At 71.0% G+C, this 14,096-nt stretch carries 11 protein-coding genes; 4 read left to right on the top strand and 7 right to left on the bottom strand.

Annotated features, from left to right (window positions below; translation table 11 throughout):
- Position 1: 1 nt before the first annotated feature.
- On the bottom strand, positions 2-784 hold the full coding sequence (locus tag BKA00_RS35430; protein ID WP_185032527.1) for a hypothetical protein: 783 nt from the start codon (positions 782-784) through the stop codon (positions 2-4).
- A gap of 461 nt (positions 785-1,245) precedes the next feature.
- Between BKA00_RS35430 and BKA00_RS35425 the strand changes: the two genes are divergently transcribed.
- Both BKA00_RS35425 and BKA00_RS35420 read left to right on the top strand, forming a co-directional pair.
- Positions 1,246-2,175 (top strand): sigma-70 family RNA polymerase sigma factor, encoded by a 930-nt coding sequence (locus tag BKA00_RS35425; protein WP_185032525.1) that lies wholly within the window; start codon positions 1,246-1,248, stop codon positions 2,173-2,175.
- Positions 2,172-3,371 (top strand): hypothetical protein, encoded by a 1,200-nt coding sequence (locus BKA00_RS35420; RefSeq protein WP_185032522.1) that lies wholly within the window; start codon positions 2,172-2,174, stop codon positions 3,369-3,371. Before BKA00_RS35425 ends, BKA00_RS35420 begins: the two co-directional genes overlap by 4 nt.
- Positions 3,372-3,422: 51 nt before the next feature.
- Here the strand turns inward: BKA00_RS35420 and BKA00_RS35415 are convergent, their stop codons facing one another.
- The 6 genes from BKA00_RS35415 to BKA00_RS35390 all read right to left on the bottom strand — a co-directional run bounded on the left by BKA00_RS35415 (position 3,423) and on the right by BKA00_RS35390 (position 9,156).
- A complete protein-coding gene (locus tag BKA00_RS35415; RefSeq protein WP_185032520.1) occupies positions 3,423-4,136 on the bottom strand; it encodes an NERD domain-containing protein in 714 nt (237 codons plus the stop codon).
- A gap of 35 nt (positions 4,137-4,171) precedes the next feature.
- A complete protein-coding gene (locus BKA00_RS35410; protein ID WP_185032518.1) occupies positions 4,172-4,894 on the bottom strand; it encodes a hypothetical protein in 723 nt (240 codons plus the stop codon).
- Positions 4,891-6,849, bottom strand: coding sequence for a type IV secretory system conjugative DNA transfer family protein (locus tag BKA00_RS35405; RefSeq protein ID WP_185032516.1), 1,959 nt, complete (start codon positions 6,847-6,849; stop codon positions 4,891-4,893). The genes BKA00_RS35410 and BKA00_RS35405 overlap by 4 nt, the downstream gene beginning before the upstream one ends.
- 28 nt (positions 6,850-6,877) lie before the next feature.
- Entirely contained in the window at positions 6,878-7,204 is a 327-nt protein-coding gene (locus BKA00_RS35400; RefSeq protein ID WP_179843907.1) for a hypothetical protein, read from the bottom strand.
- A gap of 30 nt (positions 7,205-7,234) precedes the next feature.
- On the bottom strand, positions 7,235-8,464 hold the full coding sequence (locus tag BKA00_RS35395) for a hypothetical protein (RefSeq protein WP_185032514.1): 1,230 nt from the start codon (positions 8,462-8,464) through the stop codon (positions 7,235-7,237).
- Between the two features lie 104 nt (positions 8,465-8,568).
- Positions 8,569-9,156 (bottom strand): hypothetical protein, encoded by a 588-nt coding sequence (locus BKA00_RS35390; protein WP_185032511.1) that lies wholly within the window; start codon positions 9,154-9,156, stop codon positions 8,569-8,571.
- 101 nt (positions 9,157-9,257) lie between these two features.
- Between BKA00_RS35390 and BKA00_RS35385 the strand changes: the two genes are divergently transcribed.
- Both BKA00_RS35385 and BKA00_RS35380 read left to right on the top strand, forming a co-directional pair.
- Positions 9,258-9,908, top strand: coding sequence for a hypothetical protein (locus BKA00_RS35385; RefSeq protein WP_185032509.1), 651 nt, complete (start codon positions 9,258-9,260; stop codon positions 9,906-9,908).
- A gap of 141 nt (positions 9,909-10,049) precedes the next feature.
- Positions 10,050-13,889 (top strand): hypothetical protein, encoded by a 3,840-nt coding sequence (locus tag BKA00_RS35380; protein WP_185032507.1) that lies wholly within the window; start codon positions 10,050-10,052, stop codon positions 13,887-13,889.
- Positions 13,890-14,096: the final 207 nt, after the last annotated feature.

Here is a 14,096-nt window from a genome sequence, read left to right as displayed (position 1 = left end):
CTCAGGCCTTCTCCGCGGCGGCCTTGTCGGCCACGAGCTGGTCGAGCGCCTCGCGAAGGTCGGTGCCGGTCTTGACGACGCGGACGTAGTGGCCGGTCAGCCGCCCGGCGAGCTGGGCGTTCAGGCCGCCCTCGCCGATGCCGCCGGAGAGCTGGTGCTCCTCGACGGCCACGATCGCGTTCCCCCGCTCCGCCAGCGCGTCGGTGACCTGCACCGGGTTCATGGCGTTGACCAGGAAGGCGGCCGGGTCCTTGGCGTACTCGATGATCTCCAGGCGCTCCCTGCCGTAACCGCGGTTCAGCAGGTTCTGGGCGCCCTTCAGCCGGCTCGCGCCGCGCCCGATGCAGGCTCCCCGCGCGTCGACGCCCGTGACGGTCGGCGCCACGGCGATCTTCGTCTTGGTCCCGGCGACGCGGGCGATGGCCTTGATGACGACCTTGCCGTTGAGCAGTTCGTCGACGAAGCCCGCCAGCAGGCGTTCGACGAGTTCGGGCGCCGTGACCGAGAGCATGAGCCGCTCGGAGCCCGGGTCCGCGCCGGCGGCGACGCCGACGACCAGCGCGATGACCTTGCTGCCCGGCGCCAGTTCGGGCGGGGCGGCCCCCTCCGGGAGGTCGAAGGCGTCGGCGCGCGGCAGCAGGGCGTCGCGGGCCTCTCCGGTCGCGACGTCATAGACGGCGCAGCGGAACCCGTCCGGTCCGCTCGACCTGATGTGTGCGGTCACCGTCGTCCCGACGAGCGGGGACTCCAGACCGAGATCGCTGAGGATCGTTTGCACCGTCACTCTTCCTTTCGTTGGCAGACGACGCCCGTGGCATCGCCTGTTCCTACCGCAGCCTAAGCGCCTACCCCCTGCCCTCTAGAGTCCGTCCGTTCCGGGATCCGCAACCCGACGCGGCGAACTGGTTCCGCGTTCCCCCCGTCCCCACACTGCATGTACACCAAACGACCATCAGCAGGGCAACGCCGGATCTATAGAAGGTCAATTTTCTGTCAACGAACTTGTCGCGGCGATTCCTCTCCGGACAGTTGCGCCCCTCCCCGCGAAGCGCTCAACTGCGATCTTGCGCCGGCACACGTCCGAGCGCGCGTTTTCAGCGGCCGACCAGGAGCCTCGCGACCGTCCGAACGGCCTGCGAACGTATCAACGATCTGTTTCAGTTCCGACCGTTCCCGGTCCGTTCGGCATCGAACGTGCATAGCTACAACTCCAGCCTCGCATTCCCGACTAGCCGAGGGAGACGGATGGACAGCGAGCAGCCGGGGCGCGGCGAGCGCCCCACCGCCGACGAGTTCCGTACCCGCAACGACGAGCTCTTCGCCCGGCGCCAGGAGCTCCAGGAGCGGCTCGCCGCGCTGCGCGCGCGGGCCGACACGGGCGAGATCGACATGCTCTCGGAACTGGTGCTGCGGCGGGTCGAGCGCGAGTTCGACGACCTCACGCTCGAGATCATGATCGCGAACTTCGGCCTCGTGCGCAGGTACGTGACCATGTTCACCTCGAAGTCCAGCGAGCACATCGAGGACTTCGAGAGCGCCGGCAAGGTCGGACTGCTCTGGGCGATCGCCTCCTACGACCCGAACCGCGGCCCCTTCGCCAGCTGGGCGTTCAAGCCGATCCAGCGGGAGGTGCTGCGCGCGGTGCGGGACGCCGACCACCCCAACCTCAATCCGGGGGACTTCGAGAAGCGCCCGGCCATCCTGGCCGCCGAGCGGGCGTTCCTGGAGGCGGCCGGGCCGGACGCCCCGATCGACCACGCCGACATCGCCCGCCGCGCCGGCGTGACCGAGGCGCAGGTGCGCCGCGTGCTCGACGCCCCCCGGCTGGACAGCCTGCACACGGTCGCGGGCGGTCCGGGCGAGGACGACGTCGCCTGGGAGGACCGGCTGCCCGACGCGGCCCCGAGCATCGAGGACGAGGTGCTGCTCCGCTTCGACCTGCGCGCCCTCAGCAGCCGCGGCTTGCCGTTGCTCGACCCCCGCGAACGGTACGTACTGACGCGCCGGTTCGGCCTGGACGGCGAGCCGGAGCAGGCGCTGCGCGTCATCGGCGAACGGCTCGGGCTGTCCCGCGAAGGGGTGCGGCAGATCCAGCAGAAGGCGCTGGCCAAGCTGCTCCAGCCCGTGGTCGAGACACCCGAGCGCGCCCGGAGGATCGAAGGACGGGCAGGATGAACGACGGACGGGAGCACGCGGGCGGCCCCGGGGAGACGTCCGCGTGGATCATCATCGATGACACCGCGGACACCGCCCAGGAGCCGGCCGCCGCACCGCCCGCGTCGGCGGGCAAGCCCGTCCCCGGGTCCGAGCCGCCGCGGAGCGACCCGGCACCCGCCCAGAGTGACCCGGCACCCGCGCAGAGCAACCCGGCCCCCGCCCAGAGCGACCCCTGGGCCTCGCTCGGGACCTGGGACTCCTGGAGCGCCGCCGCCCCGGGGGCGCCTTCCGAGGGCGCCGGCGCAGCCTGGAGCGGTCCCAACACCGCGCCCGGCGGCGGCGCGCCCGGCTCCGCACCCGGCGGCACCGGCGGGCAGGCCGCCGGTCCCAAGACCCCCTCCGGGCAGCGGAACACCCGCCCCGCCCCGTCGGCAAACCCGTCGGCAAACCCGCCGGCTCCCCCGCGCAGCACGCCGCCGCGCTCCCAGCAGAACGTCTCCCCAAGCCCCCAGAACAACGCCCCGCCACGTTCCCAGCAGAACGTCCCGCCACGCTCCCGGAACAACGTCCCGCCAAGCCCGCCGCAGAGCCTCCCCCCGCATCCTCAGCAGAGCCTCCCGCCGAACACGCAGCAGAGCCCCCCGCAGCACAGCGCCGCTCCCAACCCCGGCGCCGCCCCGCAGCACAGCGTCGCTCCAAACCCCGGCGCCGCTCCAAACCCCGGCGCCGCTCCGAACCCCGGCGTCGCCCCGAGCCACGGCATGCCGCCGGGTACGCCGCCGGGTACGCCGCCGGGTACGCCGCCGGGATCGCCGTTCGGCGCCCCGGCGAGCGCCCCGCATGCCGCCGCCCCCGGTGCCGGCTACGGGCCCGCCAACGCGCCCGGCGGGCCGCTCGCGGCGGCGCCCCAGGGCTTCCCCGAGGCCCCTGGCGCGCTCCAACCCCAGCCCGCCGCGGGCTGGGCTCAGACTCCCGGCCAGAACGGCGCCCCCGGCACCGCGGAGAACGGCTGGTTCTTCGAGGAGGACGGCGACGACGACCTCCCCCCGGAGGCACCCCGGTCCGCCGGAGGCCCGGCCCGGCGCTTGCTCGCCGGCCGGCTGCCGAGGCGCGGAGATTCCGATCTCATGCCCACGCTGATCACCTTCTTGATCACCTGCATGGGCGTCCTGCTGGTCATCGCATCGCTCATGTGGCGCCCGGAAATGCCGTAGACCCTCCCCCGCACCCACGGGGAGGCTCGGACGGCGTCCCGCACCGGCCGGTCAGGCCGGGGCCGCCTGCCAGAGGCTCCGCATCGTCTCCCGCGCTTCCTCCGCCGCGCCGAAGACGCGCGGGGCACGATCCAGAACCGTTTGCAGGTCCCGTGCGGAGCAGACCCACACGCCGGCGGCCGTGGTGAACGGCCGGTTACGCATCCCCGGCACGCACACGACCGCCAGGACCGTCCTGCCGCCCAGCTTGCGGGAGAGCCTCCGCGCCTGGTTCGCGGCCTGCCGGGCGGGGTCGCCGTGCAGCACGCGGTTGCCGACCCGCATGGTCCCGTTCTCGGCGGAGACCCGGCCGTGCCCCGTCTTCACCTCGATGGCCGCGGCCCCGCAGCCGCGGGTGAAGACCACCGTGTCGCAGTCGCCGCCGCGGGAGCCGAGAACGAGCCCGTAGGCCGCCGCGACCGATTCCGTGCGCCGGACGGCCGTGCGCACCTCGCGCTCGGACCGCGCGCCCACGGACGACCGCCGGGCCTGCCCCAGTGACCGCGTCGCGCGGATCCACGCGTACCCGCAGCCCGCCGCCGCGGCCACCCCCGCGACGGCCGCCGACACCCTCAGCGCACCGCCGTCCAGGAGCAGCGCCCCCAGTAGGGCACCCACGGCCGTGAGCGCCGCCGTGGCGGCTCCGGCCGCGTAGAGAGACCCTCGGGCCCGGTGGCGCCACATCTGCCGGGAGACGAAGTCTCCGGCCCTTCCGACCTCGTACATGGATCTCCCTTGGACGCTCGCTCCGGGGCCGCGGCTCAGGCCCGCGCGCGGAGCCGTTTGCGGCGCGCCCGTTCGGCGTCCGCGCGGCGCGGCGTCGGACGGCCCTTGGAGTCCTGCGCGCCGCGCGCCTCCCCGCCCGCCTCGCGCGCGCCCGCCCGGCGCCCCCGGATGTTCTTCAGCGCCCTGAACCAGATGACGCCCTGTTCCGCCCCGTCGCGGACCACGGCCCGGACCTCCCGGGCGAGCCGGCGGACGAGCCGCCACACCGTGAGCGCCATCCCGGCGATCATGAAGTTCAGCACCGCGGCCAGTCCCGCCACCTGTCCCCAGGCGGCGGCCTCGCGCACCCCGCACCGGCCCGTGCTGAAGAGCCCCCCGGGGCACTCGCCCGGCACCAGCACCGCGAGGGCGCCCGCGCCCGCGGCGAGGGCGCACAGCGCGGCGGCGGCGGTGAACCGGCCGATCGTCCTCTTCCAGCGCCGGTGGAGCCGCACGGTCAGCCGGACCACCGCGGCGGCGACGACGCCCGCCGCGGCGGCGGTGACCACGTCACCCGCGTCGAACGTGACCACGTCCCCCGCCTGGACGATGAGCAGCCCGATCGAGACGCCCGCGAGGACGAAGCCGAGCAGCAGGATGATCGAGGCCTCCAGCGCGACCGCGAGGGGGTCGATCCGCCGTGTCCGCGCCTCATCGTCCGGCCGCGCCTTCCCCTTCGGCCGGGCCTCGTCCCCCGGGCGGCGCCGCGGCGGACTCACATCCGCCCCCTCGTCCCCTGCGGGGCGCCCTGCGGCAGCGTGACCGGCTCGCCGTGCGGAGCGGGCGGCCGGTACCGGTCCAGCTCCTGCTTCCGCATCGGAATGATCACGTACTCGACGCGGCTGGCCGGCTTGTTGACCCGCAGGTACCCCTCGCCGGTGCCGAGGGCGCGCAGCTCCTTCGGGAAGACGATGTACTGCTCCTCCCCCATGGCCTGCAGGTTCTGGGTGTGGCCGTCCTGGCCGACGCGCTCGCTGAACTTGTTGTTGTCGCGCATGCCGAGGAAGTCCGCGCACTTCTCCGCGGCCTCCGGGGACGACTGGGCCATGGCGATCAACCAGTTGATGTTCTGGGTGAGGCGCGACCAGTCGTCGCCGTCCTTGTCGATCCAGTCCGTCGGACCCTGGGTGCAGAGGATCATGTTGAACAGCGCGGACCGGACCCTGGACAGCATGTTCATGGCGATCTCGCGGTCGATGAAGTTCGCCTCGTCCACCACGATGAGCCGCGGCCGGTCCTTGGGGGCGCGGCCCTGGATCCGCTGCGCGGCGTACACCGAGAGCCGCTGCAGCGCCGAGGAGGAGAGGATCTTCGCCATGTCGGGCTGGCCGAGGGAGTTGAGGCCGATGTAGGTCAGCCCCTCGCGCCGGACGTCGATCATCTGCCGCTCCCCGCCGGGGACCAGGATGCGGCGGCCCGCGCCGGAGTCGTACAGGCCGGTCAGCTTGGTGCCGAAGCTGGCCGCGGAGACCCCCTCGTCGCGGGACGGCCGCAGTACGTTGGTGTAGCGCTCGGTGCAGTGGCCGAAGCCGCGGACCCCGTCGATCGCGAGGACGTGCTCCTTGACGGCGCCCTTCATGTTCTCGCCGTGCTCCATGATCTTGCCGATCTCGAGCATGTTGGGCGGATTGAACCGGTCCGGCGCGATCTCGGCGGCCTCGTGGAGCATCTGGACGACCTGCTGGAGGACCTTGCGGTTCAGCGCCTGCCAGTACGCGTCGTCGAACTCGACCATCGTCATGATGGTGTCGAACGCCTCGTCGGCGGACATGCCCGCGAGGGCGTTGAACCAGAAGGCCGGCTGCTCGTCGCCGAGCGCGATCTCCTGCATCGGCATCCGGTGCGCCTGCGCGTAGGCGCGCAGGAAGTCGCGCAGGCCTCCCGGCTCGGTGTCCTCCTTCATGTCGAGGACGGTGACGTCGAAGCCCATGTCGAGCGCCGCCCCGATGATCCACATCAGCGTGACGGTCTTGCCGCTGCCGGTGGAGCCGACCACGGCGCCGTGCATGCCCATCTCCTGGGTGCTCAGCCACACCGGACGGTCGTTGCCCCCGAGTCCGAGGGGGATCATCTTGGCCTTGATCGGCGTCTTCCTGGCCTTCTCCGTGGCGTACGGGCCGTGCACCGCCGGGATGTCGGCCACGGTCACCCGCATGGACACCCGCTTCTTCAGCATCTGCCGTCGCCCGTCCCGAGGGGTGATCGGGTCGTCGACCAGCTCCTTCTGCCGGAACCAGGTGCCGTCGAACAGGTCGACGAACTTCTTCTTCTTGCGCAGGAAGGACGAGAGCGTCATGATCGCCGATCCCCGGGCCCTCCCGACGATCAGTCCGAAGAGGCCCGCCAGCACCGCGGTCAGCGACAGCAGGACGGTGACGGGCACCTTCCCGGGCTGTCCGGGGCCGAAGTCGGCGAAGCTCGCCAGCCAGTAGCCGTAGGCGTAGGCGTTGTCCTTGGCCCGCAGAGCGAACCCCACCACGCCGGCCAGCGAGACGATGATCCAGTCGCGCCGGGCGAGGAACCGGCGCAGCGCGACGAGCAGCAGCCAGGCGCAGAGGGCCGGGATGAGCACGGCCAGGATGACCGCGAACACCAGCAGGACCACGGCGGGGAAGACATAGCCGCCACCGGCCAGGTCCGTGGGTCTGCTCTCCGGCCCTCTCGGGTCCGCCACGTTCACTCCTTACGCTGAGGTACCCGCATCAACCGCCGCTGTTGCCGACCTGGTCGACGCTGGTGAAGATCTTTCCGACGAGGCTGCTCATCATTTTGACCCCCTGGACCGTGAGGCCGAGGTTGAACAGCATCCCGCCGATGAGCAGAGCGAAGATGAGCGACTTGAAAGCCTCGCCCGGACGTCCGCGGCCGATGCCGTTGATCATCCGGAAGACTCCGAACACGACGATGACGACCGCGATCGCACCGCAGATCGCGACCAGCGCCTTGCCCGCGGGCGAGCTGAAGAAGCTGTCGGCCCCGGTCTGGCCGAGCTCCGGTCCCGCGAGTATGTGAAAACCAGGAACTGACATCCTATTTCCCTCCATGGTTTGAGGTCCCGGTCAGTTGTTCAGTGCGTTGCTGTAGGGGTTCAGTTCCGCTGCGGAACCCGCAGGCCCCCACGCGAGCACCGGCGGCTGCGCCCCGCTGGCTCCCACCAGCAGGTCGAAATCGGCGAAATTAGTGAATGGCTGGACGTTTCCCTTCTTTGGAGGGACCGTCCCGGGTTGTTCGGCTCTGGCAAGCATGATCCGCACCCGGACGACGAGCTGGTCGTCGAGCGTCTTGATCGCCGAAAGGATCTGCACGGCCTGGGAGGAGTCCGCCAGGCGGAACCCCGAAAGGCCTTCGTAGCGGTGCTTGGGGTCCTGGTCACCGGTGACGGCCAGCAGTGCCGGCGAATCACCCGTGGCGTAGGCCGCCGCCCATCGCAGAATCTGGTTTTTGGACTCGGTGCTGACTTCCGTGGTCAGCTGCCGGTAATTGGTGTAGTCGCCGGTGCCCTTGGGCTTGCCCGTGCCGTTCTTCCAAACCGAGAAGGCGGGCGAGGCCGCCAGGCGGGGGCCCGAAGGGTCGAGCAGCACCGGCACGTCCAGTTGGAGCACATGCGCACTCATCGGCGGCGTTTCACTGACACCGGGCGAGGGGCTGCCCTGCGGGCCGGCCGTCGTGCCCGGAGACGGCGTGCCGGTCGCACCCGCCTGCGGAGCAGCGCCGGACGGAGGCGCGGCCGCCCCACCGGACGGAGGCGCCGCCGCCCCACCGGACGGAGGCGCCGCCGCCCCACCGGACGGAGACGCGGCCGCCCCACCGGACGGAGACGCCGCCGCCCCACCGGACGGGGTCGCGCTCGGCCTGCCGCCGGCAGCCGGGGACGGACTCTGCGTCGCCGCCTGGTCGTTCAACACGACGAGGTAGTGGTGGATCTCGAAGTCGGTGAAGCCGAGCTCCTCCGTCCCGAAATGCCGAGGAGTGAATCCGACCCAGTTCAGCGCCCGGTAGTCGAGCGCGGTCGAGGTCCCGTCGGGGCCCTCCACGGACGCCGCCTGCGGGTCGAAGGAATCGGCGCGGGGCACGTCCTGCATCCGGCCGGCCAGGAAGTTCACCGCGGCGGTGTACGAAAGGTCGCGACCCTTCGGTGTGACCGCGGACAGGTCCGGCTTGCCGCTCCCGCTCGTCAGGGCGACGAACACCGCGACGATGCTCAGGGCCGCGGCCAGGAACAGCGCGATCAGGATCCTCCTGGCCCGCCTGCGAGCGGTCGGCTCACTGGAACGCCGGGCGGGCACCATGGTGAACCGAGTGGGTGACTGTTCCGGCATCGTCCCTCCTCTATTTGTCGTGTTGCAGCCAGGACCGTGCGGCCCTCACGCCGATGCGCAAGTGCAGTCCGCGCTCACCCGCGGCGGCGATCCTTCCGGCCCCGCCCGCGGCCGCTGGACAGCTGGGTGGACGCCGTCAGCGCGCGTCCCTTGCGGCGGGGAGCCCGCAGCCGGTCCGCCCCGGGGATCTCCTGCTGCGGGTAACCGCGCGAGTCCCAGCGAACGGCGTCCACCGGGACGCCGCCGGGCAGCATGCGCACCTTGCCCGCGGCGGTGCGGCGCAGCGGCGAGATGCCGATGTAGAGGCGGACCGGCCGACCGTCCACGTAGAGCCTGCGGTTGCGGGTCCCGTTGATCTGCAGGCCCATCCACGTCGCCAGCGACTCCCCGTTCAGCGGGGACAGGCTGACGGACGCCCAGCCGGCCGCTCCGCCGAGCACCGGGCCGTACATCAGCGCGTTCAGCCCCGGACCGAAGACGAGGAAGGAGATCAGGAACCCGAGCGACGCCCCGACGACCACGGCGATGAGCGTGGTCAGCTTGAGCGTGCGGGGCAGCGTGATGTCCTTGTTCAGGCTGCCGATCACCGCGGGCGGCGGCTTCAGCATGTTGGTGGCGGCCAGCATCGCCGGCCCCCTGACGCGGTCGTCCTCCTCGCTCATGCCTCAAACCGTGCGGGGTTGCCGCCCGGACGCCATAACGATTCGCGACACGTCACCGCACTCCGGTTGCCCGGCCCCCCTCGCCCGCGACGGTCAGAGTCATGCCGAAGTTGACCGACTACGCCCGCGAGGGCTTCCGGCGGCGGCGCCTCTTCCAGGAGACCGAGCTGCCCGAGTGGTGGAACATCGCGGTATGGGCCGGTGTCGGTGGCATCATCCTGATGCTTCTGGTCAGTGCGGTGTTCGACCGCGATGACTCTCCCGGCGCCGCCCCCGCCGCGAGCCAGGCGCCGCGCTACCAGGTCCAGACACTCGACCCCCGGAGCCTCACCGCCTCACCGAGCCCGGGGGAAGCGACGCCCACCCCGTCCGGGAGCCCGTCGCAGGTGCTTCCGACGGGAGCCGCGGCCACCAACTTCACCGCCACCGCCGCGACCAGGGTCCCGATGACGGACGGCGGCGCGACGGTCGTCCCGGCCGGCGCCCTCAACGTGGCCGCCGCTTCCGCGAGGGCCATCGTGACCGGGGACTGGAAGGGCATCCCCGTCATCGGCACGGCGCGGCCGTCTCCGGCCAAACCCATGCCGCAGGGATCGGTGGTGCGGGGGATCACCGTCGTGGATCCCACGAAGACCGGCAACAGCCAGTACCGGTTCAGCGCGACGATCACGCACGCGGGCGGGGGGCGGCCGGACGTGGTCGACCTCCTGGTGGAGCCGGACGGGCGCGGATACGCGGTCAGGGCGGGCTAGCACATCCGGCGACCGCGATCCACCGTCCCCTTGCCCTGAACGCGAATCATCGGACGGTCAAGTTCGATCGTCTCCCGCGACCGGGGGGTGAGCGCAGAGCCGAGCAAGGTACCGGAACCGAGGTAGCGGCTAATGCCCTGGATGGACGAGGACAGCAGCCCGTGGAAGGGCTCCGAGGTCTCACCGCGGCCTCTCGACGGCGACGAACTGCAGGACGGCCCGTCCCCGGCTCCGCAGCCGACCGCGCTGCAGCCGGTGGTCGACGGCGAGCCGCCGGAGGACCTGGCCGAGCTCGCGCCGGAAGAGATCGCCGCGCTGGGTTCGGACCCCCGGATCGCCGCGGCCGCCCAGCAGCCTCAGAACGTCTCCGACATCCTCAAGGAGCAGTCGGCGATCGACCGCGGCGCGGACGGGACGGGGACGAACCCGTACGGCGACGCGGCGCTGCGGGGCGGGCCCGTCCAGCTCAACAAGGACAACCCGCTCGGCATGCAGCGGGCGCTGGACGTCGCCGCGAAGGCCGCGCAGCTGGCCAAGGACCTCAAGGCCCCGCCCACGGGCACGGGCACGCCGTCGGAGCAGACGCCCCAGAGCGACCCCAGGGAGGGGCTCAAGAGGGCGGCCGGCGACTTCGCCGAGGGCAAGCTGCGCGAGGCCGCCGCGAAGAAGGGCCTCCCGGCGAACTACGTCCCGTCGATCCCGGAGGGCGACAACCTCGGGGAGAAGGGCCTCAACCTCCTCGGACAGGCCGCCGACATCGGCGCCCGCGCCCTGGCCGACCGGTACGCGCCCAAGGCGTACGACACCGTCAAGGACTCCGGCGCCGGCGGTCGGGCGCTGGACAAGTTCGAGCAGTCCAAGCTCGGCCAGAAGATACCGAAGTCCTTCATGGACGGCTTCCGGCGCCGGAGGGGCGGAGCCCCGAACACGGCGGGAGCCGGCCAGAAAGGCAAGAACGAGAGGGCCGACGGCAAGAAGTCGGAGAAGGACAAGCAGAACGGCAAGCTCAAGCTGCTGCTGGCCGCCAGCCTTCCGATCCTCATCCCGTTGCTCTGCATCATCCTCATCGCCGGGATGATCCTGGGCGTCAACGTCGACGACGACGTCCCGGAGTCCCAGCCCGAGCAGACCTCGGACAACAAGATCGCCGAGTACTTCCCCGGCAACTGGCAGCGGATCCTCAAGCAGGCGTCGGAGCAGACCTCGGGCAGCGCGCAGGACTACTCCGAGGTCCCCTGGACGATCCTGGCGGGTCTCGCCAAGGCGCAGACCGACTTCGCCCGCTACAGCCCCTACGACAACATCGACCGCGACCCCGGGCGCAAGGCGAAGGAGGTCCCCGGCGGGGACGGCTCCGGCGGCGACGGCAGCACGGGCGGCGTGGACGTCAACGCCAGCAACACCGTCGGTGCGGGGCCGGGGCCGGTTCAGGGAGTGTCCGGCCCGGGTTCGGCCGCGACCGTGCCCGGCACCGACAACGGTCACGTGGCGCCGCCGGAGGGCGATTTCAGCCATCAGTTCGGCTGGTTCCTCTGGGCCTTGCGGATGCAGGAGTCGAACGGCGTCTACGACCGCAACGCCGGGACGAACAAGAGCACCGCCTGCGGCGCCTACCAGTACATCACCAGTACCTGGAACAACTACGGGGGCTACGCGAGGGCGTGCCTGGCTCCGCCGAGCGTGCAGGACCGCCGGGTCAAAGAGGACATCCTCAGGAAGTGGAACAAGTACCACAAGTGGCAGCCGATCGCGGTCGACCACTTCACGGGGAGCTGGGGCCCCAACCCGGAGAAGTGGGACCAGTGCCCGGGGGCCTGCGACTTCAACCCGACGGCCTGGAAGTACGTCGACGGGGTCATGACGAAGATGCGGGCCGCGGCGCAGGCGCATCCGGCCGGTTCCGGCGCCGCGCAGCCCGCCTCGTACCACGTCCAGCCCGGCGGGCCCCGGACGCAGACCGCCGCGCTCCGCGCCGGCGCGGGTGCGGGTGCGGCGGGGCAGAGCGCCGGCCTGCGCGCCTGGGGATGCGACGTCGAGGACCCGGATCCCGACATCGGCGGCAAGGACAACCAGGGCTCCGGGCCGTACCTGCTCACCCCCGCGGCGTCCGGCCAGATGCGGATGCACGGCCTCGATCCGCAGAACCCGTGCCAGTCCTCCTACTTCGTGGCCTTCGAGCTCGTCAAGGCGGCGGAGAAGGTGCACCGGGACCCGAAGAGCCCCAGGTGGAAGCCCGACGGCAACGAGAAGGACCAGGAGAACGCCCGCAAGTACTGGAGCAAGGTCATCGCGGCCTCCGGCATCTTCATGGAGCGCACCGCCAACCCCGACGGGCCCTGCGCCGTCCCCCCGCCGGACGACCCCGAGAAGCCGTGGTCGGTCAGCTTCAAGATCATTTCGATCTGGCGCTGCGAGACCAACCGGCTCCAGAACCTCTACCTGGTCACCGGCGGCAAGTACCAGGAGGGCGGGTTCAAGTACTCCGTGCAGGACAACCGCCCCGCCGCCGTCGAGACCCTCGTCAACGAGGCGATGTCGGTCAGCTACGGAGCCGGCAAGTGGAAGACCGACGACTGCGACAACGGCAAGGACTCGCGCCAGGGCATCTTCCCGATGACCAAGAAGGAGGCGGAGGAGGCCGGCGTCGAGGACCGGTGCGACGTCGACAAGAACATCGCCGGTGCCGCCAAACTCGTGCTGTCCGTCGAGAAGGTCCCGCCGGAGGAGCGCCCCCACGACCTCGGGGTCTTCCAGCCGATGGTCGGCGGCTGGCAGAAGCTCAGCATCGCCATGGGCACCGACCTCGAACTGTTCTCGCTGATCGGCCCCGGACAGAACACCTTCCAGGGGTCGGACGAGTGCACCGCGGTGATGAGGAAGTTCCTGACCGACATCGCCCCGTACGCGAACGAGTTCGCGTCGCTGAAGAAGCCCCCGGGCACCGACAAGGTGTACAGCGAGTGGCAACCGAAGCTCCAGAAACTGGAGGAGGCCCACGGCATCACCGACCCGGCCAGCGACCCCAAATGCATGATCGGGTCCTGGGCCCCCGGATACAACGCCACCCTTGCCCAGATCGCCACGGGCCTGACGGGCGGGGCGAACTCGACCAACCTCGACGGCTTGGGCAACTACTATCAGGGCCGGGAGGACGCCAACACGGAGACATCCCCGGTCGTCGGTGAGGACACCCTGGTCATCCCCCGGTTGGCGTTGCGTCCGCTGAAGCCGGTCGGCGCGCCGGTGGGCGAGGACGCCGCCGAGGCCTGGTCCCGGCTGGGGAACACTGAGGGGGTATTGCTCCCCCTGGAGCAGGTCGCCGTCGAGTACGCCTGGTTCTTCGGTGGTGTCATCACCCCGTTCAACAGCGCCGGGAAGCTGATCGGATCGCTCGCCACGGGCGGGGGGGCGATCGAGAACGCCGGCACCACCCAGACGACGGTCGGCCCCGACGGCTGCCCGGTAAAGGTCGGCACAAGGGCTCTGCACGATGGAGTAGTGAACAAGGCGACGAACCCCGACCAGATCACCATCCATAAGCTGTGCGTGGACTCGGTGGCCAAGGCCCGAACCCCCCAGGCCGCAATGGCCATCAAGTGGGCACTCAACCATCTCAACTGGCCCTACGCCCCGCTCACTTCGGGAAAGCGGAACGACCCGGGCTGGGCCGACTGCTCCAGCTTCGTATCCAGGGCCTATCGTGACAGCGGCGCCATTCCGAACCTGTACCCGAAGGGCAGCAATGCTCCTGTCACCGGAACCTTTCGGGTGGTCAGATGGATGCACCGGATTAATTACAGCCAGGCCAAGCCCGGCGACCTGGTCGAACCGAGCACTGGCCATGTAGCGATGCAACTCGCCGACGGCTACAAAGTACACACCAACAGGACCGGCGACGTCTCCAAGGTGGAGCGCGCCTACACCACCGGCGAGATCGGCTCGGACGGCTGGGTCGGCTGGGTCGACGCCAGCAAGGTGTGAAAAGCGCTCCCGGCCGCCGCCGATTCTGCGTGATCGTGATCACGCAGAATCGGCGTCCCGGTCGTTCGCTTTGAGCATGCGCTGGTCACAGAAGGCCCGCAGGAGACGAACACAGCGCACCTCCACTTGCGGGCAGGTGCGCTATGCGCGACAATTGATGGGCACATTGCAAACAGAGCCGACCCGGCCCCGTTCGCATCTCATCAG

The organism is Actinomadura coerulea, assembly GCF_014208105.1.
GTDB lineage: Bacteria > Actinomycetota > Actinomycetes > Streptosporangiales > Streptosporangiaceae > Spirillospora > Spirillospora coerulea.
The sequence above is the reverse complement of the archived record's forward strand: the minus strand, read 5'-3'. Positions and strand labels throughout refer to the sequence as shown.

What these genes read in the sequence shown, in the direction of transcription:
- BKA00_RS35395 (WP_185032514.1), bottom strand. Translation starts at nt 8,464, where the DNA reads ATGGTGCCCGCCCGGCGTTCCAGTGAGCCGACCGCTCGCAGGCGGGCC.
- BKA00_RS35420 (WP_185032522.1), top strand. Translation starts at nt 2,172, where the DNA reads ATGAACGACGGACGGGAGCACGCGGGCGGCCCCGGGGAGACGTCCGCG.
- BKA00_RS35425 (WP_185032525.1), top strand. Translation starts at nt 1,246, where the DNA reads ATGGACAGCGAGCAGCCGGGGCGCGGCGAGCGCCCCACCGCCGACGAG.
- BKA00_RS35380 (WP_185032507.1), top strand. Translation starts at nt 10,050, where the DNA reads ATGGACGAGGACAGCAGCCCGTGGAAGGGCTCCGAGGTCTCACCGCGG.
- BKA00_RS35390 (WP_185032511.1), bottom strand. Translation starts at nt 9,156, where the DNA reads ATGAGCGAGGAGGACGACCGCGTCAGGGGGCCGGCGATGCTGGCCGCC.
- BKA00_RS35400 (WP_179843907.1), bottom strand. Translation starts at nt 7,204, where the DNA reads ATGTCAGTTCCTGGTTTTCACATACTCGCGGGACCGGAGCTCGGCCAG.
- BKA00_RS35415 (WP_185032520.1), bottom strand. Translation starts at nt 4,136, where the DNA reads ATGTACGAGGTCGGAAGGGCCGGAGACTTCGTCTCCCGGCAGATGTGG.
- BKA00_RS35385 (WP_185032509.1), top strand. Translation starts at nt 9,258, where the DNA reads ATGCCGAAGTTGACCGACTACGCCCGCGAGGGCTTCCGGCGGCGGCGC.